The sequence below is a fragment of the Pseudomonas sp. 5P_5.1_Bac1 genome (genome assembly GCF_025466015.1).
Taxonomy (GTDB): domain Bacteria; phylum Pseudomonadota; class Gammaproteobacteria; order Pseudomonadales; family Pseudomonadaceae; genus Aquipseudomonas.
This window is the reverse complement of record NZ_JANLNX010000024.1, coordinates 45,151-68,756: the sequence shown is the minus strand read 5'-3', so window position 1 is coordinate 68,756 and position 23,606 is coordinate 45,151. Positions and strand designations below refer to the sequence as shown.

Genomic DNA, 23,606 nt, shown 5'->3' with positions numbered 1-23,606 from the left:
TTCGTCAGAGCTCCCGCGCCACCCGGAACCCGATCCAGTCGCCGCGAGCGGTGGCATGGGCATTGTTGCGATTGCCCGAGCGGGAAAAGATCGGCGCTTCGCCCCAGTCGTTGCCGCGAATATTGACGATGTCGCAGCCTGCCGTGGCCCAGGCGCTGCCATCGGCCGGCGCCCCGACATAACTGTCGTGATAACAATCGGCGACCCACTCGTAGACGTTGCCGTGCATGTCATACACACCGAAGTCATTCGGCGCGTAGCTGCCCACCGGCGAGGTGAAGCTGTAGCCGTCCTTGGGGCCGTAGACGTTGGCGTTGCGGCTGATTTCGTACTCGGCGTCCGGGTCCAGCGGGAACGGGAACGGCCCGGTGCTGCCGGCGCGGGCGGCGTACTCGCGTTCTGCCTCGCTGACCATGCGGTAGTGCTTGCCGGTTTTCTTCGACAGCCAGGCCACATAGTCCTCGACATCGTGGTAGCTCATGCACACCGCCGGCTGCTTCGGCCCCTGCTTGTAACGCGGCTTGCTGGCCTTGCATTCACGGCCCGGGCGGGTGTCACCGTCGGCGATCTTCGCTCCGGACTCGCGCACGTAGGCGTCCCACTCACCCGCGGTGACCTGGAAGCGGCTGATGGCGAACGGCTTGGCGAAGGTCACTTGGTGCAGCGGCCCTTCGTCGGGCTGGCGACCGACTTCGTCGTCCGGGGTGCCCATCATGTAGCTGCCGGCCGGCAGCACGACCATGTCCGGGCAGGCAGCTTTGCAGTCGCGCAGCACGGCGCCGGGCGTGGCGTCGGCGGCCAGGGCGGGCAGGCTGGCGGCGCCGAGCAGCGCAGCCAGGGTCAGGCGGGAGAAGGTGGAGGTCATGAAGGGGCCTTATTTCTAGAGTTTCTGGGTCAGCAGGGCCATGGCCCGGTCGATTTCCTGCTCGTTGTTGAGCAGGCTCGGCGCGAAGCGGATCACTGGGCCGACGTCGCGGTACACGGCGTCCACCATCACCTTGTTGTCGCAGAGGAAGGCGGCGACGGCGTCCGGGTCGCGGTCCTTGATGCGGAAGAAGGTGAAGCCGGCGGAAAACTCGCGGCTTTTCGGCGTGACCAACTGGATCTGCTTGTGCTCCAGCAGGCGCGCCTTGAGCTGGTCGTTGAGCTGGTGGATACGCTCCTGCACGTCGGCCTTGCCCAGTTGCAGGTGCAATTCGAAGGCCTTGCCCACCGCCCAGCGGTGCTCGAAGGCGTGGTAGCCGCCGGGGGTCATGATGGTGGCGAAGTCTTCTTCCTGAGAGAAGGTGGCGAAGGTCGGCGTCAGGTGCTGCATCTTCTCCGACGCGGCGCAGATGATCCCGGTGCCGCGAGGGCCGAACATCCACTTGTGGGTGCCGGAGATGAAGTAGTCGCAGTTGAAGTCGGCGAAGCGCATGTTGTCGACGCCGAAGCCGTGCACGCCGTCCACCACGTAGATGATCCGCCGCGATTCATCGCGGTTGCGGTTGTGCTGGCGGATCAGTTCGCCGATCTCGCTGGCCGGCAGTTTCACGCCGCTGCCGGAGTGCACCCAGGTCATGCCGACCACGCGGGTTTCCGGGCGGATGTTCTTGTCGATAGTGCTCAGCACCTGATCCTTGGAGATCTCCCACGGGTTATCGAACAGGCGCAGCTTGCGCACCTTGGTGCCCTGGCGCTGGGTGCGGAAGGCCAGGGATTTGTGGGTCGAATAGTGCTCGTGTTCGGTGGTGAGGATTTCCTGGTCGGCGGCCACGTTCAGGCCGCCGTAGATCATGCCCAGGCCCTCGGTGGTGCTGCCGGTCAGGGCGATCTGCCGTGGGCGCACCTCCAGATAGCGCGCAGCCCACTCGCGGACTTCGCCTTCGCGGTTCCACTCGTACTGGCTTTCCCAGTCCATCAAGGCGGCGGGGTTACGGTCGATTTCGCGGCGGTAGTAGTCGATGGCGTCCTGCACCGGGCGTGGGTGGGCGGTGACCAGGAAATTGGCGAAGTGCGCGGTTTCGCGGTCCAGCGGGAACAGCGCGCGCAGGTTGCGCCATTTGTCCGGGCCGCTCAGGGCCGCGGCGGCGCTGGCGGTGTGCGGCGCGGGTTCGGCGGCGCTGACCAGGGTGCTGGCCAAGGGCAGGCCGGCGCTTAGTACGGCGGCCTGTTTGAGAAAGGTGCGGCGGTCGGTCATGGCGCGGGCGTTCCGGTTCAAGGCGTGAGGGAGGCGACGGGGCGGGCGGCTTTCTGCACTTGCTCCCAGGCCCGCAGGAAGTTGCCGCCCCAGAGCTTGGCGATATCGGCCTCGCTGTAGCCGCGGGTCAACAGCTCGGCGGTGATGTTGCGAATCTCGCTGACATCCTTCCAGCCATCCAGGCCGCCGCCGTCGTTGAAGTCGGAAGCGATGCCGACGTGATCGATGCCGACTTTCTTCACCGCGTAGTCGATGGCGTCGCCGAACGCCTTGAGCCCGGCCTTGGGTTCCGCCTCGACAATGCCGTAGAGGTTGCTGGCGTAGTCGCCGAAGCGCGATTCCGGCCAGATGGCGATCACCGCGTCACCCGGCATCAGGGCATTGGCCAGGCCTTGCAGTGGTTGCAGGTCGAACCGGGCACGCAGCGCTTCGAGCTTGTCCAGGGTCGGCTTGCTCAGCGGCTTGAGGTAGGTGGGGAAGCCGACGATCTGGATCACGCCGCCGCTGTCCTTGATCAGTTGCATTTCCTTGTCGCTGAGGTTGCGCGGGATGTCCACCAGCGCCCGCGGCGCCGAGTGCGAGGCCACCAGCGGCGCACGGCTCAGGCGGGCGACGTCTTCCAGGGCCAGGGTCGACATCTGCGACACATCGATGATCACGCCCAGGTCGTTGAGCTTGGTCACGGCCTGCTCACCCAGCGGCGACAGCCCGCCGAGGGCGTCGGCGGTGTCGTTGAAGAACGGCAGCGGGCGCGAAGAGTCGGCCCAGGCGTTGTTGCCGACGTAGCTGAAGCCGAACATGCGCATGCCGCGCGCGGTCCACAGGTCCAGTTGCGACAGGTCGGTGCCCAGCGGGTAGGCGTTGAGCATGCTGATGAAGATGGCGAACTTGCCTTCGCCGTGCAGGCGGCGGAAGTCGTCGGGGGTGTAGGCGATGCCGACCTGGTTGGGGAAGTCGCGGACCATGCCGCTGATGATCTGGTAACGCACCTCCTGCTGGTGCCGCGCCTCGTCGACGAAGCCGGGCGTGGGGCGGTGCGGGGCGTTGGGGCCGTTCCACAGCTCCGGCCAGCCGAAGATGGTCAGGGCGGCGCCGGACAGCCGGCCGCGCCCGGCCTTGACCAGGTCGAACTGGCCCGGGCCGTCTTTGTCGGCTTCGCGGCCAGCGCTGCCGAATTCCAGCGGGACGGTGATGTGGCTGTCGAACGAGATCATGTGTTCATGCAGGGCGTTGGCCTGCTCGACGATCTTGCGCGGGTAGCCGGTGTCGTCTTTCCAGTACAGCCAGCCGGCGGCGGCTGCGCCGAGGCTCACCGCCAGGGCGAGCGGCAGGCCGATGTACAGGGCTTTGCGGGAACGGGGTCTGGTCATTGCCATCTCGGTCCGGTTCAGGAGGGCGATCCCGCCGGTGCGCGGACAGAGATCGGTATCAGGGGAAGGACGAAGAACCGGGCGGGAAATTTATGGGGGACGGGCGGCCTAAAGTTTTGTTTGTAACGGCCGATGTCATGACAGACCTTAATTTCAGGACGTTTTCTCTCATGGCCGATCTCATCCAGTCCCTGGCGTCGAACCTTTCGATTGCAGGTGTGCGTAGCAATGTGACTGCGAAAACCAACGTTGACGGTCAGGCGACCCCGGTCGAAGGCACTGTGAAGGCTGATCTGTCTGCTGTGCGCAGCGAAGGCAAGGCCGCGGCGACCCAGTCCGAGACCGCTGATTCGAACGAGTCGCAGGAGGTCAAGCAACTGCGCGAGCAGGTCAAGCAGTTGCAGAAGCAGCTGGCCGAGCAGCAGAAGCAACTGCAGGAAGCCATGGCCAGCAAGGAAGACGATCGCACCAAGTCGGTCAAGGTAGCGGCCGCCCAGGCGGCGGTGGCGACCACCACCGGGCAATTGTTGCAGGCGACCGGTGCGTTGCTGCAGGCGCTGACCGAGGCGGGTGATAGCTCGGCGGGAAGTTCGGTGAATACCACCGCTTGATAATGAAAAAGGCCCGGTCAGATGACCGGGCCTTTTTTCATTGGGGTGCGCATCGCGACGGTTCGGCGCCCCGACGAGCTCGCTCCTACAGGGGGGCAATGTGCTCTGTAGGAGCGAGCTTGCTCGCGATAAAGCGTCCGATCAATCCGCCTGCGGCCGATTCTGGCTGCGATCCGCCTTGTAACGAATCGCCACCGCCGGCGCCGGCTTGGCGTTGCCGGTCTCGAGCCATTGGCGCATGCGGCTGGCATCGGCGAAGTGGGTGTATTTGCCGAAGGCATCGAGGATCACCATCGCCACCGGACGGTTGTCCATCTTGGTCAGCAGTACCAGGCAATGCCCGGCATCGTTGGTGAAGCCAGTCTTGGTCAGCTTGATGTCCCAGTTGGGCTTGTTCACCAGATGGTCGGTGTTGCGGAAGCCCAGGGTGTAGTTGGGCTTGCGGAAGGCGACGGTCTTCTCGCGGGTGGTGCTCAGTTCGCTCAGCAGCGGGTAGTTGCGCGCCGCCATCAGCAGCTTGGTCAGGTCACGGGCGGTGGAAACGTTGTTCGGCGACAGCCCGGTCGGTTCCACATAGCGGGTATTGCTCATGCCCAGGGCCTTGGCCTTGGCGTTCATCGCCTTGATGAACGCGCCATAGCCGCCCGGATAGTGGTGGGCGAGGGTTGCTGCGGCGCGGTTCTCCGACGACATCAGGGTAATCAGCAGGGTTTCCCGGCGATTCAGCTCGCTGCCCAGGCGCACCCGCGAATAGATGCCTTTCATTTCCTTGGTCTGGGCAATGGTCATGGTGAGCATTTCATCCATGGACTGCTTGGCGTCCAGCACCACCATCGCGGTCATCAGCTTGGTCACCGACGCGATCGGTCGCACCAGGTCGGGATGGCTGGAATAGAGCACTTGGTTGGTTTGCAAATCCACCAGCATGGCGCTGCCGGAGGCCAGGTGAAGGGTGGAAGGATCTCGTTGCGCCTGGGCAGTGGCAGGCTGGGCAACAGCATTCGACGTAACGCTGGCGGTGCCGGTGAGCACCAGCAGCAGACTGAGAATCGAAAGAGAGGTTTTCACGTAAGTGCTCACTAAAAGAAGGTATGTCGTTGGCTGTGCAAGAGTTTTTATTTTTCTAATCGTGACATTCTGGAGTATGGCTCAGAGCCTGTCGATTGCTCTCCAGCCCTTAGCTCAAATATGAATAATCTTTAATCGATCCCGCACTGGCAAGCCTAAGGTAAGCCGCCTCCCGCCCATCCTGACGTGGCGCAATCGTTCTGAACTTCCCCTGCGCGCAGCGCCTCCCTTGGATAAGCAAGGTCAGCGCGTGGAAGAGGGGTGGTCATGAATCAAATGTCAGATCTGGCGGGTGTCATTGCCACTCCCGCAGCACAGGCCGACAGCCTGGAGGCCCGCTATCGCGCCTTGTTGCGCGGCGACTGCCCTGACACTGCCGCGTGGTTGAACGGCCAGTTGCGTCGCGCCGATGCCCTGGCCGATGACTTGCCGGCGTCTCCCGAGCAACTGGAGGCGTGGAGCCAGGAACATGCGTTGCAGGTCGCCCGGCAGTACGCCGACTACCTCGCCGAACGTCGTGACGGCGCGCCCCGGCGCATGTTCGGCAGCCGCGCACATGCGCTGTATTTTCTCCAGCAGGTCACGCCGACCAAGTGCGTCGACGGCGCCTGGCTGCAGGGCGCCCTGCATCACTGGGACGACCCGCGTTACCACGGGCTGATCCGCATCTATCTGGAAGAACTCGGCGATGGCCAACCGGCCTGCAACCACGTGGTGATTTTCCGCCGCCTGCTCGCCGGCCTGGGCTGTCACGAGCAGCTACCGTTGGCCGACGAACGCTACCTGCAAGGCGCGCTGCAACTGGCGCTCGGCCAGGAGAGCGAGCGTTTCCTGCCCGAAGTGCTGGGTTACAACCTTGGCTATGAACAGCTTCCCCTGCACTTGCTGATCAGTACCTTCGAGCTGGAGGAACTGGGCATTGACGCGCAGTACTTCCGCCTCCACGTTACCATCGACAACGCCAGCACCGGTCATGCGCGCAAGGCCCTGGAGGCCCTGCGCCAACTCTGGCCAGAGCAGGACGGCGAGGCGTTCTATCGGCGTATCGCCCGCGGTTATCGACTCAATGACTTGAGCGCCGGCTCCATGGACATCGCCGCCGGGTTCGACCTGGAAAGCGAATTGCTCGCGGCGCTTGAGCGCAAGCGGATCTTCGGCCAGCACCTGCATTCTGACCACTGCCGCTTGGACGGGCGCACGGTCAATCAGTGGCTGTCCGCGCCGGGCAGTTTCCCGGCGTTTCTCCAGGTGTTGCAGAACAAAGGCTGGATCCTGCGCGATCGCGACCCGGCTGAAAGCCGTTTCTGGCAATTGATCGAGGGCCCGAAGGCGGTGATGTTCGGCGTGTTCAGTCCCTACGAGAAGCAACTGCTGCACGACTGGATCGCCGGCGACTGGCAGCTGCAGAAGCGCCGGCACAGGCCGGTCGCCCTCGCCGAGCCGTTGTTGCCGGCTTTGCCGGATGGGCTGTCGGTGACGCAACTCATCGACGCCATGGGCGAGGACCGTCATGCCAGCCCACGCGGGCTGGCGGCAACCCAGCGCTACGTGCAACTCACCGGGCTGAAAGGAGGCCACAGCCATGCAACTGACCGATGAGCAACGTCAAACTGATGAGGCCCTGCTGCACCTGGGGCGTCGTCTGCACGCCGATGGCTATCGTTTCATCTGCGCCACGCCACTGACCCACCAGCGCTACAGCGGGCGCGTCGAGCAACTGCCGGCCCGGACGATGCGCGAAGTGTTCGGCTGGAACCGGCCGTTCGAAGCCTCGCTGCTGTCGCCGGATGAACTGGAGCACATGCGCCAGGCCGGAATCATCAGCACCAGCGACCAGACTCTGCGCAGCCAGGTGCGCTGGTCGACCGTCGATGGCTTGCTGCTGGTGCATTCGGGCTTTCCCACCGACACCGCTGACGCGGTGTTTTTCGGCCCGGACAGTTACCGCTTCGCCCGTGTGGTGGAGGCGCACCTGCGCGACAGTTGCGCGCCGATCGAGCAAGCGGTGGAAATCGGCTGCGGCACGGGCATCGGTGCGCTGCTGATCGCCCGGGCGCGGCGCCATGCTCAGGTCAGCGCGCTGGACATCAACCCGCTGGCGCTGCGCTACGCCGCGATCAATGTGGCGTTGGCCGAGTTGGGCAATGTCGTGGTGGATTACAGCGATGTGCTGGAGGGCGTCAATGGCAGCTTCGACCTGATCGTCGCCAACCCGCCATACATGCTCGATGCCCGCAAGCGCACGTATCGCCATGGTGGCGGGACGTTTGGCGAGGGGTTGTCGGTGCGCATGGTCCGCGAGTCGCTTGAGCGCCTGAGTCCGGGCGGCAGCCTGGTGTTGTATACCGGCGTGGCCATGGTCGACGGCAGCGACCCGCTCCTGGCGGCGCTGCGCGACACCCTCGACGCGCCGCAATGGGCCTGGTTCTACGAGGAAATCGACCCGGACGTGTTTGGCGAGCAACTGCTGGAGCCTGGCTACGAGCGGGTCGAGCGTATCGCCGCGGTGGCCCTGACGGTGACCCGCCGCGGTTGAACCTAAAGCGTTTTACCCATGGCCAGCATTGCCCGCTCCCGGGTCAGTGGGCGAAGCACGCCGGGGCTGTCGCTGATGTGGATGTAGAGGTAGTGATTGCCCTGGCTGTCGCGCAGGATCCGTCGCACTTGCAGCAGTTCCATCAGACTGGCGGGGGTGATCTGTTCCTGGAGGATTTCGTGGTCACCGACGCCCTGGCGCTTCAGCGCCGCCGCGAATTCGTCCGCGACACTGCGCTGGCGCTCGCGTATCCGTCGGGCGCTGATATAACCGGTGACGCCGAGGGCGCCAACGAATACAGCGGTAAATAGCAGATTGCTGGCGATCTCCACGCCGAAGTTCCTTCATCCTGAAAGCGGGCCGCTATCCTGCCGCAAATAAAAAGCCCCGCCAAGAAGGCGGGGCAAGGGAGGTGTGCGGAGCAAACGCACAAGGGAAAGAAGGTTGACCTCAGGCTCTGAAGCCTTCGCCGGCGATACGCTGAGCAAGCGCCTCGGCATCGGTGAGCGAGGTGATCGGGCCGCCGATCTTCTCGCCGTCACGTACCAGGTACCAGCAGGCCAGCAGCCCCAATTCCCTCAGCGCCGGCGGAACCGCGCTACCGATAACGGACATGATGCTGATACTGGCCATGGTGAGTGCTCCCTTTGGGTCATGGCTCGTACCTTACGTGTGGATCCGGCCAGCGAGAAATCAGTGTTCTCAATAGTGTTCATTGATAAAACCCACTACCAGCGCGGGTGGCCGTAATAGACGGGCGGCGGGCCGTAGTAGCGTTCGCGGTAATACGGCGGCGGCACCGGTACATAGCGTTCCACGACCGGATAGGGCTGGTAATACACCGGCGGTGGCGGCGGCGGTTGGTAATACACGGGCTGCGGCGGGTAATACGCCGGGGCACGTTCGACGACCACAGTACGGTCGTGACCACCGGAAACGGCGGCGCCGACCACGGCACCCACTACGGCCGCGCCGAGTATGGGGCCCGCACCTTGCCAGCCACCGCCGCCATGGGCGGAGGCTTGTCCGGACAGGGCCAGGGCGCCGATCAGCAGGGCGATACCGGGGATATGACGGTTCATGTTGATTCCTCGCAGGGCGTTACCCCGACCGGAAAGACGGGCCGGGGATATCACTATGACCGCGGCCGGGAGCGGAGTTGCGGGGGGCTGAGTAAAGGTTATGTAAGGGCCGATCAACGGTCTGCGGCGAGGTTGGGCATACTGTGCCTTTCGCCGTTTCCAGGAGTCCGTTCATGACCCCCAGCAAAGACACCATCCTCTGTATTTCCCTCGCCGGCCGCCCCGGCACCTTCGGCGTGCGCTTCCACAATCACCTGTATGAGCAACTGGGGCTGGATTACTACTACAAGGCCATGACCACCACCGACCTGCCGGCCGCCATCGGTGGCATCCGCGCCCTGGGCATCCGCGGCTGCGGCGTGTCGATGCCGTTCAAGGAAGCCTGTATTGCCCTGGTGGACGAGCTGGACCCATCCGCCGCGGCCATCGATTCCATCAACACCCTCGTCAACAGCAACGGCCACCTCAAGGCCTACAACACCGACTACCTGGCGGTGCGCCAGTTGATCGAACAGCACCGGCTCGACCCGGCGCAGCCGTTTGCCCTGCGTGGCAGTGGCGGCATGGCCAAGGCGGTGGCCAGTGCATTTCGTGATGCCGGCTTTACGCGCGGCACCGTGATTGCCCGCAACGAAGCGGCGGGCCGGAGCCTGGCGCAGAACTGCGGTTATGAATGGCAGGCGGAACTGGGTGAGTTGCGGCCGACGCTGCTGGTCAACGTGACGCCTATCGGCATGACTGGCGGCGCGGAGGCGCAAGAGCTGTCGTTCGACCTGGCGGCCATCGCTGCAGCGCAGACGGTGTTCGACGTGGTGGCGATGCCGGCGCGCACGCCGCTGATCGCCGCGGCCGAGGCCCGTGGCAAGGCGGTGATTACCGGACTGGAAGTGATCGCCTTGCAGGCGCTGGAGCAGTTCGTGCTCTACACCGGAGTGCGGCCGACGGCGGAGCAGGTGGCGAAGGCGGTGGCGTTCGCTCGGGGTTGAGTGTGGTGCCTGCCGGCCTCATCGCTGGCTTGTCTGGGCGCCGAACCGCAGCGATAAGGCCCTTGAAGCGCTGGCTTATTCGAGCAGCGCCAAACGCTCTTCCAACGCCGCAATCCGCGCCTCCAGCGCTTCGATCCGCTCAGCCGACACGCCACTGACCCCGCGTTCCCCCGGCCCTTGCTGGCGCGCGGCGAGAATCGCCTCGATTTCCGCCGGGTCGCCCAGCGCGTGGGTGTAGCGGTCTTCCCGCTGGCCCGCCTGACGCGGCAGGTGCAAGGCATAGCCGCGGGCGATCAGGCGGTCGAGCTGGTGCAGCACCTGGTCGTTGTCGTCGAAGTCATGCATGCGCTGGCTGCGGGTCAGCAGTTCGTTGATGGTCTGCGGCCCGCGCAGGAACATCAGGCCCATCAGGATCAACTGCGCCGGCACCAGTTCCAGCGCCTTGTCCACGCGCTGTTCCCAGCGGTCGGCGCGGCTGCCCATCTGCAGGCGGACCAGGCCCTGGCCTTCAAGGGCACGCAGGCTTTGGCCAATCTGGCCCTGGGCGAGGTTCATTACGGGTTCGCGGCTGGTTTTCTGGTTGGAGGCCAGCATCAGCGCGTTGAGGGTCAGGGGATAGGTTTCCGGGTTGCTCGCCTGCTTTTCGATAAGCGAGCCCAGGACGCGGATTTCAGTGGCGTTGAAGCGGGCAGTGGCGGGGGATTCTTGCTCTTCGGACATGACCCTGTCTCTGTGCATGGAAAGCCCCTAGCCTAGGGCTGTGACAGGGTTAACACAAGCGACCGGCGGCACGATGCCACCGGTCGTGATGGCATCAGCCGCGGCGAGCTTCCGCTTCGCAGGCGGCCGCAGTGAACAGGACGTCGGTGGAGGAGTTGAGCGCGGTTTCCGCCGAGTCCTGCAGCACGCCGATGATGAAGCCCACCGCCACCACCTGCATGGCGATCTCGCTGGGGATGCCGAACAGGCTGCAGGCCAGCGGGATCAGCAGCAGCGAGCCACCGGCCACGCCCGAGGCGCCGCAGGCGCAGACCGCCGCGACCACGCTGAGCAGCACGGCGGTCGGCAGGTCGACGGCGATGCCCAAGGTGTGCACCGCCGCCAGGGTCAGCACGGTGATGGTGATCGCCGCGCCGGCCATGTTGATGGTCGCGCCCAGCGGGATCGACACCGAGTAGGTGTCTTCGTGCAGGCCGAGCTTCTCGCTCAAGGCCAGGTTGACCGGAATGTTCGCCGCCGAGCTGCGGGTGAAGAAGGCGGTGATGCCGCTCTCGCGCAGGCACAGCAGGGTCAGCGGGAACGGGTTGCGGCGGATTTTCCAGAACACGATCAGCGGGTTCATCACCAGGGCGACGAACAGCATGCAGCCGATCAGCACCGCCAGCAGGTGCAGGTAGCCGACCAGGGTGCCGAGACCGGACTGGGCCAGGGTCGAAGCGACCAGACCGAAGATGCCCAGCGGGGCAAAGCGGATCACCACACGGACGATCAGGGTCACGCCGTTGGACAGGTCGTCGAGCACGGTGCGGGTGGTCGGGCCAGCGTGCCGCACGGCAATGCCGAGGCCGATGGCCCAGGCCAGGATGCCGATGAAATTGCCGGTGACCAGCGCGTTGACCGGGTTGTCCACGGCGCTCAGCAGCAGGCCCTGGAGCACTTCGGCGATGCCGCCGGGCGCGCTCATCTGCGCGCCTTCGGTGCTCAGCACCAGCGTGGACGGGAACAGCATGCTCGCCGCCACCGCGACCACCGCCGCGGCGAAGGTGCCGAACAGGTACAGCACGAGGATGGGCCGGATATGGGTCTGCTGGCCGTGCTTGTGGTTGGCGATGGACGCCATGACCAGGATGAACACCAGGATCGGCGCCACGGCCTTCAGCGCACTGACGAACACTTTGCCGATAAAGGCGAGGTTGCCCGCCACTTGCGGCGCGAGCAGCGCCAGGGCGATGCCGGCCACCAGACCGATGAGGATTTGCAGCACCAGGCTGGTGCGATTGAGCAAGTTGAGAACAGGCAACATAACGAATCTGACTCGATCGTGTTCAGGGCCCGGGGATCGCCCGGGTACGGAATGCCTCGACGCGGCGGGTGGCGCCGGTCGAAAAAAGGGCGGAACTCTATCACAGAGCTCGCGACCTCACCCATTGCCCCCGGTCCGACGGTAGGTCGCCATGCCGGTGACTGTTACCATGCGCGACCTTTTTGAGCCGATGCGCTCATCGCTGGAGTCTGGATGTTCCTGCCAATCCTGTTGCTGGCCGCCGCCGGCTTCACCGTGTTGACCACTGAATTCCTCATTATCGGCCTGCTGCCGGGAATCGCTCGGGACCTGCACGTCAGCGTTTCCCAGGCCGGCCTGCTGGTGACCCTGTTCGCATTCACCGTGGCCTGCTGCGGACCTTTTCTCACCGCCTGGTGCGCGCGTTTCGAGCGCAAGCGGCTGTTTGTCGGCGTGCTGTTACTGTTTGCCGCCTCCAACGGGCTGGCGGCGCTGGCCACCGACTACTACGTGATGGCCGTGGCGCGGCTGGTGCCGGCGCTGGGCCTGCCGGTGTTCTGGGCGCTGGCCAGCGAAACGGCGGTGGACATCGTCGGCCCGGCCTACGCCGGACGGGCGATCAGCAAGATCAGCTTTGGCGTGGTCTGCGCCACGGTTTTCGGTATTCCCCTCGGCACCTTGCTCGGCGATGCACTGGGCTGGCGGGTGGCCTTTGCCGCGCTGGCGCTGTTATCGCTGGCCAAGGCGCTGCTGCTGTGGCGCTACCTGCCGCACACCCCACGGCAGAGCGAAACCACCTCGCTGCGCGGGCAGTTCCGGGTGCTGCGCAGCCCGCTGCTGCAGGGGCATGTGCTGTTGTCGGTGCTGGTGTTCAGCGGCATGTTCACGGCCTACACCTACCTGGCGGACCTGCTGGAGCGCCTGGCCGGCTTCGACGGCGACCGGGTTGGCTGGTACCTGATGGGTTTCGGCGCGGTGGGTTTGATCGGCAACAGCCTGGGCGGGCGCGCGGTGGACCGTCATCCGCTGCTCGCTTCAGCGGGCTTCTGCGCGTTGTTGGTGGTGGGGCTGCTGGCGGTGGTGCCAGCGATCCAGTCCAGCGTCGGACTGGTGCTGGCCCTGGCGGTCTGGGGCCTGGCCCAGGCGGCGCTGTTCCTGGTCAGCCATGTCCGTGTGATCAAGGCCGCGCCCGAAGCGCCGGCCTTCGGCGCCTCGCTGAATATCGCCGGAGGTAACCTGGGCATCGGCCTTGGGGCGCTGATCGGCGGCGCGGTGATCGACCGCCTGGGCCTGGCGGATGTCGGCTATGTCGCCGCGATACTGATTGCCCTCGCGTTGGCCCTGGCCCTGTGGCTGACGCGCTTCAAGCCAGTGGCCAGTTGAACAGCTCGCGGCGCGCGCCCTCGGTGATGGCGACGATGCCCGGGTGCTTGACCTTGCGCTCCACCGAAATGGCATAGAACGACTCGGTGACCGCGTCGGTCTGGCCGATCAGTTCGACGTCGTACTGCCGGCAGACCTCCTCGGCGATCACGCTGGGGGCAATGAAAATCCCGCTACCGGACTTGCCGAAAGCCTGCATCAACGCGCTGTCGTCGAACTCGCCGACGATCCGCGGCTGCAACTGCTGCTCGGCGAACCAGCGCAGCAAGCGGTTGCGTACCATGGTTTCCTGGCCGGGGATCAACAACGGCGCGTGTTGCAGGCAGGCGGGGAAGGGCAGCGGCAGACGCGCTGCCAGCTCCGGCGTGGCGAGGAAACTGATACCGCACTCACCGAGCTTCTGGCTGTAGCCCTTGATATCCAGGTGGCTGGGCATCGGGCTGTCGGAGATCACTAGGTCCAGGCGCTGGATCGCCAGGTCGGCCAGCAGTCGCTCCAGTTTGTCTTCACGGCAACTGATGCGCAGCGGCTCGGCCAGCTCCATGGTCGGCGCGATCAGCCGGTAGACGATCGACTTGGGCACCACATCCGCCACCCCAACCCGAAACAGCACCTGCTGCTCGTTGGGCTGCGCCCGCAGCATGGCTTCCAGCTCGCCGCCGATCTGGAACATCGGCTCGGCGTAGGACAGGGCCTGGCGACCGGTTTCGGTCAACTCCAACTGGCGCCCGACCCGCCGGAACAACTCGATGCCGTAGGTCTGTTCCAGCAGGCTGATCTGCCCGCTGATGGTCTGCGGGGTCAGGTTCAATTGTTCGCAGGCACGCACGATGCTGCCGGTCTTGGCCACGACCCAGAAGTAATGCAGTTGCCGGTAATTGAGCATGACAATCCCCGATTCGGAAAAACCGAAGTATAACCGCTGAAAATACGAATTTTCCTGATGTATCAAGATATTTAGAATCCCCTGCCATTGCGGTGCCATCTGTTGTGGCAGCGAAAACACTTCGGAGAAGACCCCATGCTTGACCTCAAATCCATCGGTACGCCCCTGGTCCTTGTAATGGCCCTGTTCGCCATGACCGGCTGCGAACAGGCCGAAAAGTCCGCCCAGCAGATGCTCAACCAGGCTGCCGAGTCGGCCAAACAGGCCATTGACGACACCAACAAGGCCGCCCAGCAGGCGCTTAACGACGCCACCGGTACACAGCCGGAAAAGAAAGAAGACACCAAGGACACTGACGGTCAGGAAATCTGATCTACCTTTTCTCAACAACGATTCAGGATCTGATCCATGGAATACCTGCTGGAACTCGCCGCAAGCCCGACCGCCTGGGTTGCCCTGGCCACTTTGGTGGCCATGGAAATCGTCCTCGGCATCGACAACCTGATCTTCATCTCGATCCTGACCAACAAGCTGCCTGAGGAATTCCGCTCCAAGGCGCGGCGTATCGGTATCAGCATGGCGTTGGTGATGCGCCTGGCGCTGCTCAGCACCGTGGCCTGGATCGTCCAGTTGACCGAGCCGGTCATCGACATCCTCGGCAAGAGCTTCTCGTGGAAGGACATGATCCTGATCGCCGGTGGTCTGTTCCTGCTCTGGAAAGCCACCAAGGAAATCCACGAAAGCGTGGATCCACGGGCCCAGGAAGAATCCAAGGCGTCGTCTACCATTACCCTGGGTTTCGCAGCGGCCATTGGCCAGATCCTGGTGCTGGACATCGTCTTCTCCATCGACAGCATCATTACCGCCGTGGGCATGACCGAGCACTTGCCGATCATGATCATCGCCGTAGTCAGCGCCGTGATCGTGATGTTGGTAGCGGCGGATCCACTGGCCAAGTTCATCAATGACAACCCGACCGTGGTGATGCTGGCCCTGGGCTTCCTCATCATGATCGGCATGACCCTGATCGCCGAAGGCTTCGGCGCCCACGTTCCGAAAGGCTACGTGTATGCGGCGATGGCGTTCTCTACTGCGATCGAGGTGCTGAACATTCTCTCGCGCAAGGCTCGCCAGCGGCGTGAGGCCAGCGAGGGCTGATTTAACGAATCTGTTGCGTGCTGTAGTTGGGGCTCCTTTTCAGGGGCCCCTTTTTTATGGTTCTGGTTCTGGTTCTGGCTTGGCTTTGGCTTTGCGGACTTATCCGTTCGATGCGGCGAGGCTGCCGGCCCCTTTCGCCTCTACGGCGAGTCTAATTTGCCAAGACAAAATGGACTCGCCGTAAAGGCTAAAGGGGCCGGCAGCCTCGCCAAAAAGAATGGATAAGCTCAGAGCACTCAAGCCCAAAGCCCCCAGTATTCCGTGAAGAACCTTTCCTATGCTCAGACGAGCGCGAGCAGCAGATTCAGTGGGCGCCAACGTGACGACGAGCCACTCGACGAGGTGCCGGCGCTGGTGCATTCACGGGCGGCTCGGGATTCTGATGGTGCAGGTGATGACGACGGGCAATACGCAACACGCCCCACAACATGGCAGCCGCGACACTCAGCCAGGCTGCGATCAACATGAAAATAACCATGGTCAGGCTCATGGGTGCCTCCTTCTTCAGTACAGGCAGGACCAGTAACTCAGACACCTCATTAGTCTAGACGCTCACTTATTTCAGGCTATTGACCGATGGTCTGAGGCCTTGGGCCGCTTTGTTCTAAGGCGGACGCGGGCTATACCGATGCCGCCTGTCGGCCTATGATCGCCGCTCAAGCCCGGGCGTTGCCTGCCTGGCATCCGCTCAAGCGAGGACCCATGCCGATCCTTTCCACAACGCCACGCCGTCTTTTTGCCGCCTGTCTGCTGGCCGCGACCCTGGCCGGCTGCGCCAGCCAGCCGTCTTCCGAACTCAAGCAACTGCCGCAACGGGTCGAACTCGGCACGGTGCCGTTTTTCCGCGGCAACGCCAACCAGAGCGCGCCGATGGCATTGGCGGCGATCCTCTCGCAGCAAGGCGTGCGCATCACTCCGGGGCTGCTGGAAGGTGCGCTGAAACTGCCTCAGGAGCAGGAACGTCTGCAGACGTCTATGCAAACCGTCGCCCAGCAATACGGCATGGTGGTTTATCCGCTGGACAGCAGGCTGCCGGCGCTGCTCACGCAGGTGGCGGCGGGCAATCCGGTGCTGTTGCGCTATCAGGAAGGCTCGGCGTTCTGGAGTGAGCCGCGTTACGCCCTGTTGGTCGGCTACGACCGCTACAAGGAGCGTGTGCTGCTGCGGGCGGGGAACAGTCGGCGGATGCTGATGGACTTTGATTCGTTCGAATCGGCGTGGAAGAAGGAAGGGGGCTGGGCGGTGCTGGTGCAGCAACCGAAGCAACTGCCGGCCCAGGTGGACCGGCAACGCTGGCTCAAGGCGGCGAATGACCTGGCCCAGGCCGGCCAGGAGCAGGCCGCGCGGCAGGCCGTCAACGCCCTCGGGCGCTGACGGCCGCCAGGCTTATACGCCCAGGCGGTCGCGCAGGGTGTAGTACCAGGCGCCGATGGCGCTGAACGGTACGCGCATCAGGTGACCGCCCGGGAACGGGTAGTGCGGCAGTTCGGCAAAGGCGTCGAAACGCTCGGCCTGGCCGCGCAGCGCCTCGGCCAGCACCTTGCCGGCGAGGTGGGTGTAGGTCACGCCGTGACCGCTGCAGCCCTGGGAGTAGTAGATGTTGTCGCCCAGACGACCCACTTGCGGCAGGCGCGACAGGGTCAGCAGGAAGTTGCCGGTCCAGGCGTAGTCGATCTTCACGTCTTTCAACTGCGGGAACGCCTTGAGCATCTTCGGACGGATGATCGCCTCGATGTTCGCCGGGTCGCGGGCGCCGTAGACCACGCCGCCGCCGAAGATCAGGCGCTTGTCGCTGGTCAGGCGGTAGTAGTCGAGCAGATAGTTGCAGTCTTCGACGCAGTAGTCTTGCGGCAGCAGGGTGCGGGCCAGCTCATCGCTCAGCGGTTCGGTGGTGATCACCTGGGTGCCGCACGGCATCGACTTGGCTTGCAGTTCCGGCACCAGGCCGCCGAGGTAGGCGTTACCGGCAACGATGATGAACTTGGCGCGTACGCGGCCGTTCGGGGTGTGCACCACCGGGTTGGCGCCACGGTCGATGCGGATGGCCGGGGACTGTTCGTAAATCTTGCCACCCAGGGATTCCACGGCAGCGGCTTCGCCCAGTGCCAGGTTCAGCGGGTGGATATGACCGCCGCTCATGTCGAGCATGCCGCCGACATAGCTGTCGCAGGCGACCACTTCGCGCAGGCGGTTCTTGTCCATCAGTTCCAGCTGGGTGTGGCCGAAGCGCTCCCAGAGGCGCTTCTGCGATTCCAGGTGGCCCATCTGCTTGTTGGTCACGGCGGCAAACACGCCACCGTCTTTCAGGTCGCACTGGATGTTGTACTTGGCCACGCGCTCGCGAATGATGCGGCCGCCTTCGAAGGCCATTTGCCCGAGCAGTTGTGCCTGGCGCGGGCCGACGGTGCGTTCGATGACATCGATGTCGCGGCTATAGCTGTTGACGATCTGGCCGCCGTTACGGCCCGACGCGCCGAAACCGACCTTGGCGGCTTCCAGCACGGTGACTTTGAAACCGTTTTCCAGCAGGAACAGCGCGCTGGACAAACCGGTGTAACCGGCGCCGATCACGCAAACATCGGTCTCGACTTCTTCCTGCAGGGCAGGGCGCTGTGGCACCGGGTTGGCCGAAGCGGCGTAATAGGACTGTGGATAAGGAGTGGCGGCCATGGGGCGGTACCTCGAATCTGTGTGACTTTGTAGTTGTGTGTTTTGTATTTTTTACGAATGTGCAGATCCTATCAATAATAATAAACACCCGCCAGCCGGACGGTCGAAAACAGCGAAAACCGGGTTTATGCGTAAATAATTTTATTATTCAGTGGTTTAGCTTAAAAAAGCTGTTGACTCACTTTGCCGAATGCGTAGAATGCCGCCTCACAGCAGGCACATAGCTCAGTTGGTTAGAGCACCACCTTGACATGGTGGGGGTCGTTGGTTCGAGTCCAATTGTGCCTACCAAACATCACCGCTCCTGTTGGCGGTCACGAAAAAGGCGATCCGAGAGGGTCGCCTTTTTCGTTTTCAGCGTTTATTGGCGGGGGATTAAAAGTCGCTGATTTTTTTGCAGATTTCCCGTAACTCGGTGTTGACACACTCTACCGTTTGCGTAGAATGCCGCCCCACAGCAGGCACATAGCTCAGTTGGTTAGAGCACCACCTTGACATGGTGGGGGTCGTTGGTTCGAGTCCAATTGTGCCTACCAAACATTACCGCTCCTGTTGGCGGTTAAACGAAAAGGGCGATCCGCAAGGGTCGCCCTTTTCGTTTTCGTCCGGAAAAACCGGACGGTCAATAATGCTGCAACGGCCCGGACTTCCAGGCCGTATCCCGTGATGTCAGGGAATCCGGATAATCTCCACGCCGCTCTGCACCAGCTCGAAGCGATCATCTCCCAGATGATTGACCCGATCACCGATGGCGAGGCGGTACGTGGTAATCGGCAATGAGGCGGCATTTCCATCGGCCTGGAGAGTAGCTTCCTGAAACTCATGCACGGGATAGATGCGTCCTTCAGCGTCCCGTGCATGAAATTGCCCGACCAGTACTGCTGTCATTTTGCTTGCGACCTCTGAAAAAAATGATCTCTGTGGGCCATAGACCATGGCGCGCAGGGGGAAGTTTTGTGCGCCAGGAAAAAAACCTCACAGGCAGGGCTCATCATCTATAACTACCAATTCCCTTTATTCGTACAGGTGGAAGTGGTCATGAGCCAGGTTTATACGGTTGCTGTGCTGGTTGGCAGTCTGCGCAAGGCGTCTCTGAATCGCAAGGTCGCCCAGGCGCTTGGTGAACTGGCGCCGTCGAACCTTACGTTGAGAATCGTCGAAATCGGCGATCTGCCGCTCTACAACGAAGACATCGACACCGATCCACCCGCAGCCTACAAGGCGTTCCGCGAGCAGATCAAGAGCAGCAATGCACTGCTGTTCGTCACCCCGGAGTACAACCGTTCGGTACCGGGTGCGTTGAAAAATGCCATTGACGTGGGGTCGCGTCCTTACGGACAGAGCGCCTTCAGCGGCAAGCCGGGCGCGGTGGTCAGTGTTTCGCCGGGGGCGGTGGGGGGCTTTGGCGCCAACCATCATCTGCGCCAGTCGCTGGTGTTCCTCGATGTGCCGTGCATGCAGCAGCCAGAGGCGTATATCGGCGGCGCGGCGGCCCTGTTCGATGAGCAGGGCAAGTTGTCGGAGAAAGCGCGGCCGTTTTTGCAGGGCTTTATCGACAGTTTCGCCAAGTGGGTGGCGCGGCATCAGGGTTGATGTCAGGGGCCGCAACGCGGCCCCGAATTGCATTGGCTTAAACCGACTGCGGCATTTCCCCCGCCGCCAGCCGGCGGTTGATATCCGCCACCACCGCCGGCAACTCGTTGAGGGTGTCGATCAGGTAATGCGGGCGTGAGCCCTCGAACAGTGCATTGATCCGCTGGCGCTCGCTGGCCAGCGTTTCCGCGTCCAGCGCCTTGTAACCCTCATAGGTCAGGCCCAGGGCGTTGCCCGAACACACCAGCGCCACGGTCCACATCCCGGCACGGCGACCTTCGAGAATGCCCGGTACGGTGTCATCCACCTTCACGCACGCCGCGACATCATCGATACCCAGCGCGATCACGTTGGCCAGCGCCTGTGCCGGCCATGGGCGGCCATTGGGCGTTTCGTCGGTGGCCACGACGTGGTCGGCGACGTAGCCATTCTGCGCCGCAAGTTCCACCACCTTGTCCATCACCACTTTCGGGTAGCCCGAGCAGGAGCCGATCTTCAGCCCGTCGGCGCGCAATTGGCTGATGGTGTCCAGGGCGCCGGGGATCAGCGCCGAGTGCACGCCGATCTTTTCGATCTGTAGTGGCATGAAGCGGTTGTAGAGGGCGGTCACATCGTCGTCGCTCGGTACGCGGCCGAACACCTTGCGGTAACGCTCGGCGATCTGCGGCTGGTCGCACAAGGTGCGGATGTGGTCCCACTTGCCCATGCCCATCGGCCCGCGAGCCTCTTCGATGGACACCTCGACGTCGAATTCGGCGAAAGCCTCGACAAAGATCTGCGTCGGCGCGAAGGAGCCGAAGTCGACCACGGTGCCGGCCCAGTCGAGGATTGCGGCTTGCAGGCGTTGCGGGTTGCTGTAGTTCATGTGAGTGAGTCCTTGATCGTTCAAACGGCAAATTTGGCGAGGGGATGAATCAGATATCCACGACTTCCATTTCCCGCAGCGCTGCGGCCACGGCGTTCACGGCGGCGCGCATGCCGTCCGGTCCGACGCAGCCGATGCAGCCGACGCGAAAGGTCTCGACCTCGGTCAGCTTGCCGGGGTAGAGGATGAAGCCCTTGGCCTTGACCCGTTCGTAGAAGTCCTTGAACTGGTAGCGGCTGTCGCGCGGTGCGTGGAAGGTGACGATGATCGGCGCCTGGATCGCTGGCGGCAGGAAGCTGCGCAGGCCCAGCGTCGCCATGCCGTCGAGCAACGCGGCGCAATTGTCGGCGTAGCGCTGGTGACGGGCGGGCAGACCGCCTTCCTCGCTGTATTGCAGCAGCGCTTCGTGCAGCGCGGCGACCACATGGGTCGGCGGGGTGAAGCGCCATTGGCCGGTCTTGCTCAGGTAGGCGTGCTGGTCGTGCAGGTCCATCGCCAGGGAAGGGCTGTTGCCTTCGGCGGCGGCCAGGGCGTTTTTCTCGGCGAAGACGAAGCCCATGCCCGGCACGCCTTCCAGGCATTTGCCCGAGGCGGCGATCAGGGCGGTGAACGGCACCTGCGCGGCGTCGATCGGCAGCGCGCCGAAGGAACTCATGGCGTCGATGATCAACTGCTTGCCGTGGCGGGCGACGACCTGGGCGATCTCCGCCAGCGGGTTGAGGATGCCGGTACTGGTCTCGCAATGGATCAGCGCGACATGGCTGACGCTGGCGTCTTCGCGCAGAAGGCGGTCGACGTCGGCGGCGGTGGTCGGTTGGTCCTCGGCGGTCTGGAAGGTGCTATACGCGCGGCCCAGCACTTTGCAGATCTTCGTCAGGCGCTGGCCGTAGGCGCCGTTGATTAGCACCAGAACTTTGCCGTCGCGAGGCACCAAGGTGCCGATCGCCGCTTCCACGGCAAACGTGCCGGAGCCTTGCAGCGGCACGCAGTGGTGGCTGGCGTGGCCGTTGAGGATGCCCAGTAGCTGCTCGCAGAGGCTGGCGGTCAACTGGTTGAAATCGCGGTCCCAGGAACCCCAGTCCATCAGCATGGCCTGGCGGGTGCGCGCCGAGGTGGTCAGGGGGCCGGGGGTCAGCAGGACAGGGGCGTCGGACATGGGGGTTCTCGCTGGCGGTGGGCAGAATCTATGGGCGCTACGTTGCAATCCGGCGCGCCATCAATCAAATTGTTTGTCGTTATGCCAGCCATAAGTCAGGCCGATAGATATGAACCTGTTCCAGCTCCGTGCCTTCGATGCCGTCGCCCGCGAAGGCAGCTTTACCCGCGCCGCCAGCCGCCTGTTCATCAGCCAGCCGGCGGTCACCGGCCACGTCAAGGCGCTGGAGGAGCACTACCAGATCACCCTGTTGCGCCGCACCGCGCGGCGGGTCGAACTGACCGAGGAGGGCATCCGTCTGGCGGCTATCACCCGCGCGCTGTTCAGTCTTGCCGAAGAAGCCCAGGCCATGCTCGAAGCCAACCGACAGTTGCTCACCGGCCGCCTGGAGGTGGCCGCCGACGGGCCGCACCGGGTCATGCCGATGCTGGCGCTGCTGCGCGAGCGTTATCCGGGCATCACCGTCAATCTGCGCCTGGGCAATGCCCAGGAAACCCTCGCCGCGCTGCTGTCGGAACACGCCGATGTGGCGGTGCTGACCGAGGTCGAGCCCCGCAAGGGGGTCTACCTGCAAAGTCTCTCGGCGTCGCGAATCTGTGCCTTGCTGCCGGCCACCCACCCGTTGGCCGACAGCGGACACGAACTGCCCCTGGCTGAGCTGGACCGGCAGATCATGGTGCTGCGCGAACCCAGCTCGATTACCCGCCGCACCTTCGACCAGGCCTGCGCCGACGCCAGCGTGCAGCCGCGGGTGCTGCTGGAGCTGGACAGCCGCGAGGCGGTGACCGAGGCGGTAGCGGCGCACCTGGGCATCGGCATCGTCTCTTCGGCGGAACTGAGCCATGACCCACGGGTGGTGGCGCGTCCGATCGAGGGCGCCGGGCTGGTCAACCAGCACATGCTCGGTTGCCTGGAGCGGCGTCGGGAGTTGCGTCTGATCCGGGCGTTTCTCGAACTGGCCGGCCAGGACTGAACACTGGTTTTTTCCGCGTGCCGGCCTAAGATGCCGGTCAAACAAGACTCAAGGCGAAACAGCGTTGAAAACGGAGAAAGACACCATCTCCATGCAACTGGTGCGTGAAGCGCTGTTGCAGGGTTGTCCCCCCGGCGCGGCCACCGTGGAAGTGCTGGGCCGCGTCGGGATCGACCCGGCGCGCCTGGCGTTGCCCGACGCCCGCGTGCCGTCCAGCGCTTATGCGCGGCTTTGGCGGTTGCTGGCGCGGCGCTGCAACGACGAGTTCTTTTGCATGGACCCCCGCGGCCTGCGCAGCGGCAGCCTGGCCTTTCTCTGCCGCTCGTCCATGGCCCAGCCCACGGTGGGCACGGCGCTGGCCTCGGCGCTGGAATTCCTCACGCTGATGTTCGAACACCTGCACCCGGCGCTGGTGCGCCAGCAGAGCCTCGCCGAGATCGTCATCGGAGAGCCGCACCAGGACCCGCGCCGACCCTTCACCTATTTCACCTTCTGGATGATCGTCCACGGCGTGGCCTGCTGGCTGGCCGGACGACGGATTCCGATTCTGGCCATCGAATTGCGCTGCGCCGAGCCGGACTTTTGCGACGACTACCGGGTGATGTTTTCCCAGAACCTGCAATTCGATCGCCCGCGCACGCGGATGATTTTCGCCGCCGATTGCCTGGACCTGCCGGTACGGCGCAGCGCCGAGGAATTGCAGCGCTTTCTTGCCGAGGCGCCGGGCAACATCCTGGTCAAGTACCGCGACCCGGCGAGCCTGGCGCGGCGCATCAAGGACGACCTGCGCCGGCTGCCCGCCGCCGAGTGGCCGGAAACCGAAGCCCTGGCGCAGCGCCTGTGCATCTCCGCCTCGACCCTGCGCCGGCGCCTGGCGGACGAAGGCCAGACTTACCAGGCGCTCAAGGACAGCGTGCGCAAGGAGCTGGCGATCGGCTGGCTGGCCCAGGCCGATATCAGCTTCGCCGAGATCGCCGAGCGCCTCGGTTTTGCCGACACCAGTTCGTTCTACAAGGCCTTTCGCAAATGGTCGGGGAGCAATCCGGGGCACTACCGCAGTCTGGTGTTGGCCAGCGGCTGAGGTGTTT

At 63.9% G+C, this 23,606-nt stretch carries 26 protein-coding genes and 2 tRNA genes; 13 read left to right on the top strand and 15 right to left on the bottom strand.

Going from position 1 to position 23,606, the window contains the following annotated elements; genetic code table 11:
• Positions 1–4: 4 nt before the first annotated feature.
• The 3 genes from NTD82_RS04715 to pvdM are packed head-to-tail and all read right to left on the bottom strand — an operon-like array spanning position 5 to position 3,549.
• A complete protein-coding gene (locus tag NTD82_RS04715) occupies positions 5–865 on the bottom strand; it encodes a formylglycine-generating enzyme family protein (protein ID WP_262127930.1) in 861 nt (286 codons plus the stop codon).
• Positions 866–880: 15 nt separating this feature from the next.
• A complete protein-coding gene (locus NTD82_RS04710; protein ID WP_262127929.1) occupies positions 881–2,179 on the bottom strand; it encodes an aminotransferase class V-fold PLP-dependent enzyme in 1,299 nt (432 codons plus the stop codon).
• A 17-nt stretch (positions 2,180–2,196) separates the two neighbouring features.
• Entirely contained in the window at positions 2,197–3,549 is a 1,353-nt protein-coding gene (gene pvdM, locus NTD82_RS04705) for a pyoverdine-tailoring dipeptidase-like protein PvdM (RefSeq protein WP_262127928.1), read from the bottom strand.
• Between the two features lie 170 nt (positions 3,550–3,719).
• Between pvdM and NTD82_RS04700 the strand changes: the two genes are divergently transcribed.
• Complete coding sequence (locus NTD82_RS04700; protein ID WP_095157674.1) at positions 3,720–4,160, top strand: hypothetical protein; 441 nt, start codon at positions 3,720–3,722, stop codon at positions 4,158–4,160.
• 141 nt (positions 4,161–4,301) lie between these two features.
• Here NTD82_RS04700 and pbpG read toward each other — a convergent pair whose 3' ends face one another.
• Positions 4,302–5,228, bottom strand: a complete 927-nt coding sequence (pbpG, locus tag NTD82_RS04695; protein WP_095157672.1) for a D-alanyl-D-alanine endopeptidase — start codon at positions 5,226–5,228, stop codon at positions 4,302–4,304.
• Positions 5,229–5,495: 267 nt separating this feature from the next.
• Between pbpG and NTD82_RS04690 the strand changes: the two genes are divergently transcribed.
• Positions 5,496–6,827 carry an iron-containing redox enzyme family protein gene (locus NTD82_RS04690; protein ID WP_262127927.1) on the top strand — a complete coding sequence of 444 codons (1,332 nt, stop codon included), beginning with the start codon at positions 5,496–5,498 and terminating at the stop codon, positions 6,825–6,827.
• Entirely contained in the window at positions 6,811–7,764 is a 954-nt protein-coding gene (locus tag NTD82_RS04685) for a class I SAM-dependent methyltransferase (RefSeq protein WP_262127926.1), read from the top strand. Before NTD82_RS04690 ends, NTD82_RS04685 begins: the two co-directional genes overlap by 17 nt.
• A 2-nt stretch (positions 7,765–7,766) precedes the next feature.
• On the opposite strand, the gene NTD82_RS04680 is transcribed toward NTD82_RS04685, so the two are convergent.
• From NTD82_RS04680 to NTD82_RS04670, 3 genes are all read right to left on the bottom strand, one after another.
• Positions 7,767–8,096, bottom strand: a complete 330-nt coding sequence (locus tag NTD82_RS04680) for a hypothetical protein (protein WP_262127925.1) — start codon at positions 8,094–8,096, stop codon at positions 7,767–7,769.
• A 118-nt stretch (positions 8,097–8,214) separates the two neighbouring features.
• Positions 8,215–8,397 (bottom strand): hypothetical protein, encoded by a 183-nt coding sequence (locus NTD82_RS04675; protein ID WP_262127924.1) that lies wholly within the window; start codon positions 8,395–8,397, stop codon positions 8,215–8,217.
• A 95-nt stretch (positions 8,398–8,492) separates the two neighbouring features.
• Positions 8,493–8,846: a hypothetical protein gene (locus tag NTD82_RS04670; RefSeq protein WP_095157665.1), complete on the bottom strand. Its 354-nt coding sequence runs from the start codon at positions 8,844–8,846 to the stop codon at positions 8,493–8,495.
• A 173-nt stretch (positions 8,847–9,019) separates the two neighbouring features.
• On the opposite strand from NTD82_RS04670, the gene NTD82_RS04665 reads away from it, so the two are divergent.
• Positions 9,020–9,832, top strand: coding sequence for a shikimate 5-dehydrogenase (locus NTD82_RS04665; RefSeq protein ID WP_262127923.1), 813 nt, complete (start codon positions 9,020–9,022; stop codon positions 9,830–9,832).
• Positions 9,833–9,907: 75 nt separating this feature from the next.
• Here NTD82_RS04665 and NTD82_RS04660 read toward each other — a convergent pair whose 3' ends face one another.
• Both NTD82_RS04660 and sstT read right to left on the bottom strand, forming a co-directional pair.
• Positions 9,908–10,552 (bottom strand): YceH family protein, encoded by a 645-nt coding sequence (locus tag NTD82_RS04660; protein WP_262127922.1) that lies wholly within the window; start codon positions 10,550–10,552, stop codon positions 9,908–9,910.
• 94 nt (positions 10,553–10,646) lie between these two features.
• The gene (gene sstT, locus NTD82_RS04655) at positions 10,647–11,855 is read right to left on the bottom strand and encodes a serine/threonine transporter SstT (RefSeq protein ID WP_095157660.1); all 1,209 of its coding nucleotides are present in this window, start codon (positions 11,853–11,855) and stop codon (positions 10,647–10,649) included.
• Positions 11,856–12,068: 213 nt separating this feature from the next.
• Between sstT and NTD82_RS04650 the strand changes: the two genes are divergently transcribed.
• Positions 12,069–13,217 (top strand): MFS transporter, encoded by a 1,149-nt coding sequence (locus tag NTD82_RS04650; protein ID WP_262127921.1) that lies wholly within the window; start codon positions 12,069–12,071, stop codon positions 13,215–13,217.
• On the opposite strand, the gene nhaR is transcribed toward NTD82_RS04650, so the two are convergent.
• Positions 13,198–14,103: a transcriptional activator NhaR gene (gene nhaR / locus NTD82_RS04645; protein ID WP_262127920.1), complete on the bottom strand. Its 906-nt coding sequence runs from the start codon at positions 14,101–14,103 to the stop codon at positions 13,198–13,200. The two genes, NTD82_RS04650 and nhaR, sit on opposite strands and share 20 nt — an antisense overlap.
• A gap of 135 nt (positions 14,104–14,238) precedes the next feature.
• Between nhaR and NTD82_RS04640 the strand changes: the two genes are divergently transcribed.
• Together NTD82_RS04640 and NTD82_RS04635 are read left to right on the top strand one after the other, a co-directional pair.
• Positions 14,239–14,475, top strand: a complete 237-nt coding sequence (locus tag NTD82_RS04640) for a hypothetical protein (RefSeq protein ID WP_095157654.1) — start codon at positions 14,239–14,241, stop codon at positions 14,473–14,475.
• A gap of 36 nt (positions 14,476–14,511) precedes the next feature.
• Entirely contained in the window at positions 14,512–15,261 is a 750-nt protein-coding gene (locus NTD82_RS04635; RefSeq protein WP_262127919.1) for a TerC family protein, read from the top strand.
• Positions 15,262–15,565: 304 nt separating this feature from the next.
• On the opposite strand, the gene NTD82_RS04630 is transcribed toward NTD82_RS04635, so the two are convergent.
• On the bottom strand, positions 15,566–15,751 hold the full coding sequence (locus tag NTD82_RS04630) for a hypothetical protein (protein WP_095157646.1): 186 nt from the start codon (positions 15,749–15,751) through the stop codon (positions 15,566–15,568).
• Positions 15,752–15,906: 155 nt separating this feature from the next.
• Between NTD82_RS04630 and NTD82_RS04625 the strand changes: the two genes are divergently transcribed.
• On the top strand, positions 15,907–16,635 hold the full coding sequence (locus tag NTD82_RS04625) for a peptidase C39 family protein (protein WP_262127918.1): 729 nt from the start codon (positions 15,907–15,909) through the stop codon (positions 16,633–16,635).
• 12 nt (positions 16,636–16,647) lie between these two features.
• On the opposite strand, the gene NTD82_RS04620 is transcribed toward NTD82_RS04625, so the two are convergent.
• The gene (locus NTD82_RS04620; RefSeq protein WP_095157642.1) at positions 16,648–17,931 is read right to left on the bottom strand and encodes an NAD(P)/FAD-dependent oxidoreductase; all 1,284 of its coding nucleotides are present in this window, start codon (positions 17,929–17,931) and stop codon (positions 16,648–16,650) included.
• A gap of 214 nt (positions 17,932–18,145) precedes the next feature.
• Here NTD82_RS04620 and NTD82_RS04615 point away from each other — a divergent pair.
• Together NTD82_RS04615 and NTD82_RS04610 are read left to right on the top strand one after the other, a co-directional pair.
• Positions 18,146–18,222, top strand: a tRNA-Val gene (locus NTD82_RS04615).
• 168 nt (positions 18,223–18,390) lie between these two features.
• A tRNA-Val gene (locus NTD82_RS04610) sits at positions 18,391–18,467 on the top strand.
• 133 nt (positions 18,468–18,600) lie between these two features.
• Here the strand turns inward: NTD82_RS04610 and NTD82_RS04605 are convergent.
• Complete coding sequence (locus NTD82_RS04605; RefSeq protein ID WP_262127917.1) at positions 18,601–18,819, bottom strand: hypothetical protein; 219 nt, start codon at positions 18,817–18,819, stop codon at positions 18,601–18,603.
• Positions 18,820–18,969: 150 nt separating this feature from the next.
• Between NTD82_RS04605 and NTD82_RS04600 the strand changes: the two genes are divergently transcribed.
• Positions 18,970–19,524, top strand: a complete 555-nt coding sequence (locus NTD82_RS04600; RefSeq protein WP_262127916.1) for an NADPH-dependent FMN reductase — start codon at positions 18,970–18,972, stop codon at positions 19,522–19,524.
• A 37-nt stretch (positions 19,525–19,561) separates the two neighbouring features.
• On the opposite strand, the gene phnX is transcribed toward NTD82_RS04600, so the two are convergent.
• Complete coding sequence (phnX, locus tag NTD82_RS04595) at positions 19,562–20,389, bottom strand: phosphonoacetaldehyde hydrolase (RefSeq protein WP_262127915.1); 828 nt, start codon at positions 20,387–20,389, stop codon at positions 19,562–19,564.
• 49 nt (positions 20,390–20,438) lie between these two features.
• Entirely contained in the window at positions 20,439–21,545 is a 1,107-nt protein-coding gene (locus NTD82_RS04590) for a 2-aminoethylphosphonate--pyruvate transaminase (RefSeq protein WP_262127914.1), read from the bottom strand.
• A gap of 109 nt (positions 21,546–21,654) precedes the next feature.
• Here NTD82_RS04590 and NTD82_RS04585 point away from each other — a divergent pair, with 109 nt between their 5' ends.
• Positions 21,655–22,518, top strand: a complete 864-nt coding sequence (locus NTD82_RS04585) for a LysR substrate-binding domain-containing protein (protein WP_262127913.1) — start codon at positions 21,655–21,657, stop codon at positions 22,516–22,518.
• A 91-nt stretch (positions 22,519–22,609) separates the two neighbouring features.
• Entirely contained in the window at positions 22,610–23,599 is a 990-nt protein-coding gene (locus tag NTD82_RS04580) for an AraC family transcriptional regulator (protein WP_262127944.1), read from the top strand.
• Positions 23,600–23,606 lie beyond the last annotated feature (7 nt).

Excerpts from the sequence above, each read along its gene's own strand:
- NTD82_RS04630 (WP_095157646.1), bottom strand. The coding sequence starts at position 15,751 with ATGAGCCTGACCATGGTTATTTTCATGTTGATCGCAGCCTGGCTGAGT.
- NTD82_RS04585 (WP_262127913.1), top strand. The coding sequence starts at position 21,655 with ATGAACCTGTTCCAGCTCCGTGCCTTCGATGCCGTCGCCCGCGAAGGC.
- NTD82_RS04675 (WP_262127924.1), bottom strand. The coding sequence starts at position 8,397 with ATGGCCAGTATCAGCATCATGTCCGTTATCGGTAGCGCGGTTCCGCCG.
- NTD82_RS04650 (WP_262127921.1), top strand. The coding sequence starts at position 12,069 with ATGTTCCTGCCAATCCTGTTGCTGGCCGCCGCCGGCTTCACCGTGTTG.
- NTD82_RS04665 (WP_262127923.1), top strand. The coding sequence starts at position 9,020 with ATGACCCCCAGCAAAGACACCATCCTCTGTATTTCCCTCGCCGGCCGC.
- NTD82_RS04590 (WP_262127914.1), bottom strand. The coding sequence starts at position 21,545 with ATGTCCGACGCCCCTGTCCTGCTGACCCCCGGCCCCCTGACCACCTCG.
- NTD82_RS04700 (WP_095157674.1), top strand. The coding sequence starts at position 3,720 with ATGGCCGATCTCATCCAGTCCCTGGCGTCGAACCTTTCGATTGCAGGT.
- NTD82_RS04710 (WP_262127929.1), bottom strand. The coding sequence starts at position 2,179 with ATGACCGACCGCCGCACCTTTCTCAAACAGGCCGCCGTACTAAGCGCC.
- NTD82_RS04660 (WP_262127922.1), bottom strand. The coding sequence starts at position 10,552 with ATGTCCGAAGAGCAAGAATCCCCCGCCACTGCCCGCTTCAACGCCACT.
- NTD82_RS04690 (WP_262127927.1), top strand. The coding sequence starts at position 5,496 with ATGAATCAAATGTCAGATCTGGCGGGTGTCATTGCCACTCCCGCAGCA.
- NTD82_RS04580 (WP_262127944.1), top strand. The coding sequence starts at position 22,610 with ATGCAACTGGTGCGTGAAGCGCTGTTGCAGGGTTGTCCCCCCGGCGCG.
- nhaR (WP_262127920.1), bottom strand. The coding sequence starts at position 14,103 with ATGCTCAATTACCGGCAACTGCATTACTTCTGGGTCGTGGCCAAGACC.
- NTD82_RS04640 (WP_095157654.1), top strand. The coding sequence starts at position 14,239 with ATGCTTGACCTCAAATCCATCGGTACGCCCCTGGTCCTTGTAATGGCC.
- NTD82_RS04625 (WP_262127918.1), top strand. The coding sequence starts at position 15,907 with ATGATCGCCGCTCAAGCCCGGGCGTTGCCTGCCTGGCATCCGCTCAAG.
- NTD82_RS04715 (WP_262127930.1), bottom strand. The coding sequence starts at position 865 with ATGACCTCCACCTTCTCCCGCCTGACCCTGGCTGCGCTGCTCGGCGCC.
- NTD82_RS04600 (WP_262127916.1), top strand. The coding sequence starts at position 18,970 with ATGAGCCAGGTTTATACGGTTGCTGTGCTGGTTGGCAGTCTGCGCAAG.
- sstT (WP_095157660.1), bottom strand. The coding sequence starts at position 11,855 with ATGTTGCCTGTTCTCAACTTGCTCAATCGCACCAGCCTGGTGCTGCAA.
- NTD82_RS04605 (WP_262127917.1), bottom strand. The coding sequence starts at position 18,819 with ATGACAGCAGTACTGGTCGGGCAATTTCATGCACGGGACGCTGAAGGA.
- NTD82_RS04620 (WP_095157642.1), bottom strand. The coding sequence starts at position 17,931 with ATGGCCGCCACTCCTTATCCACAGTCCTATTACGCCGCTTCGGCCAAC.
- phnX (WP_262127915.1), bottom strand. The coding sequence starts at position 20,389 with ATGAACTACAGCAACCCGCAACGCCTGCAAGCCGCAATCCTCGACTGG.
- pvdM (WP_262127928.1), bottom strand. The coding sequence starts at position 3,549 with ATGACCAGACCCCGTTCCCGCAAAGCCCTGTACATCGGCCTGCCGCTC.
- NTD82_RS04670 (WP_095157665.1), bottom strand. The coding sequence starts at position 8,846 with ATGAACCGTCATATCCCCGGTATCGCCCTGCTGATCGGCGCCCTGGCC.
- NTD82_RS04685 (WP_262127926.1), top strand. The coding sequence starts at position 6,811 with ATGCAACTGACCGATGAGCAACGTCAAACTGATGAGGCCCTGCTGCAC.
- NTD82_RS04635 (WP_262127919.1), top strand. The coding sequence starts at position 14,512 with ATGGAATACCTGCTGGAACTCGCCGCAAGCCCGACCGCCTGGGTTGCC.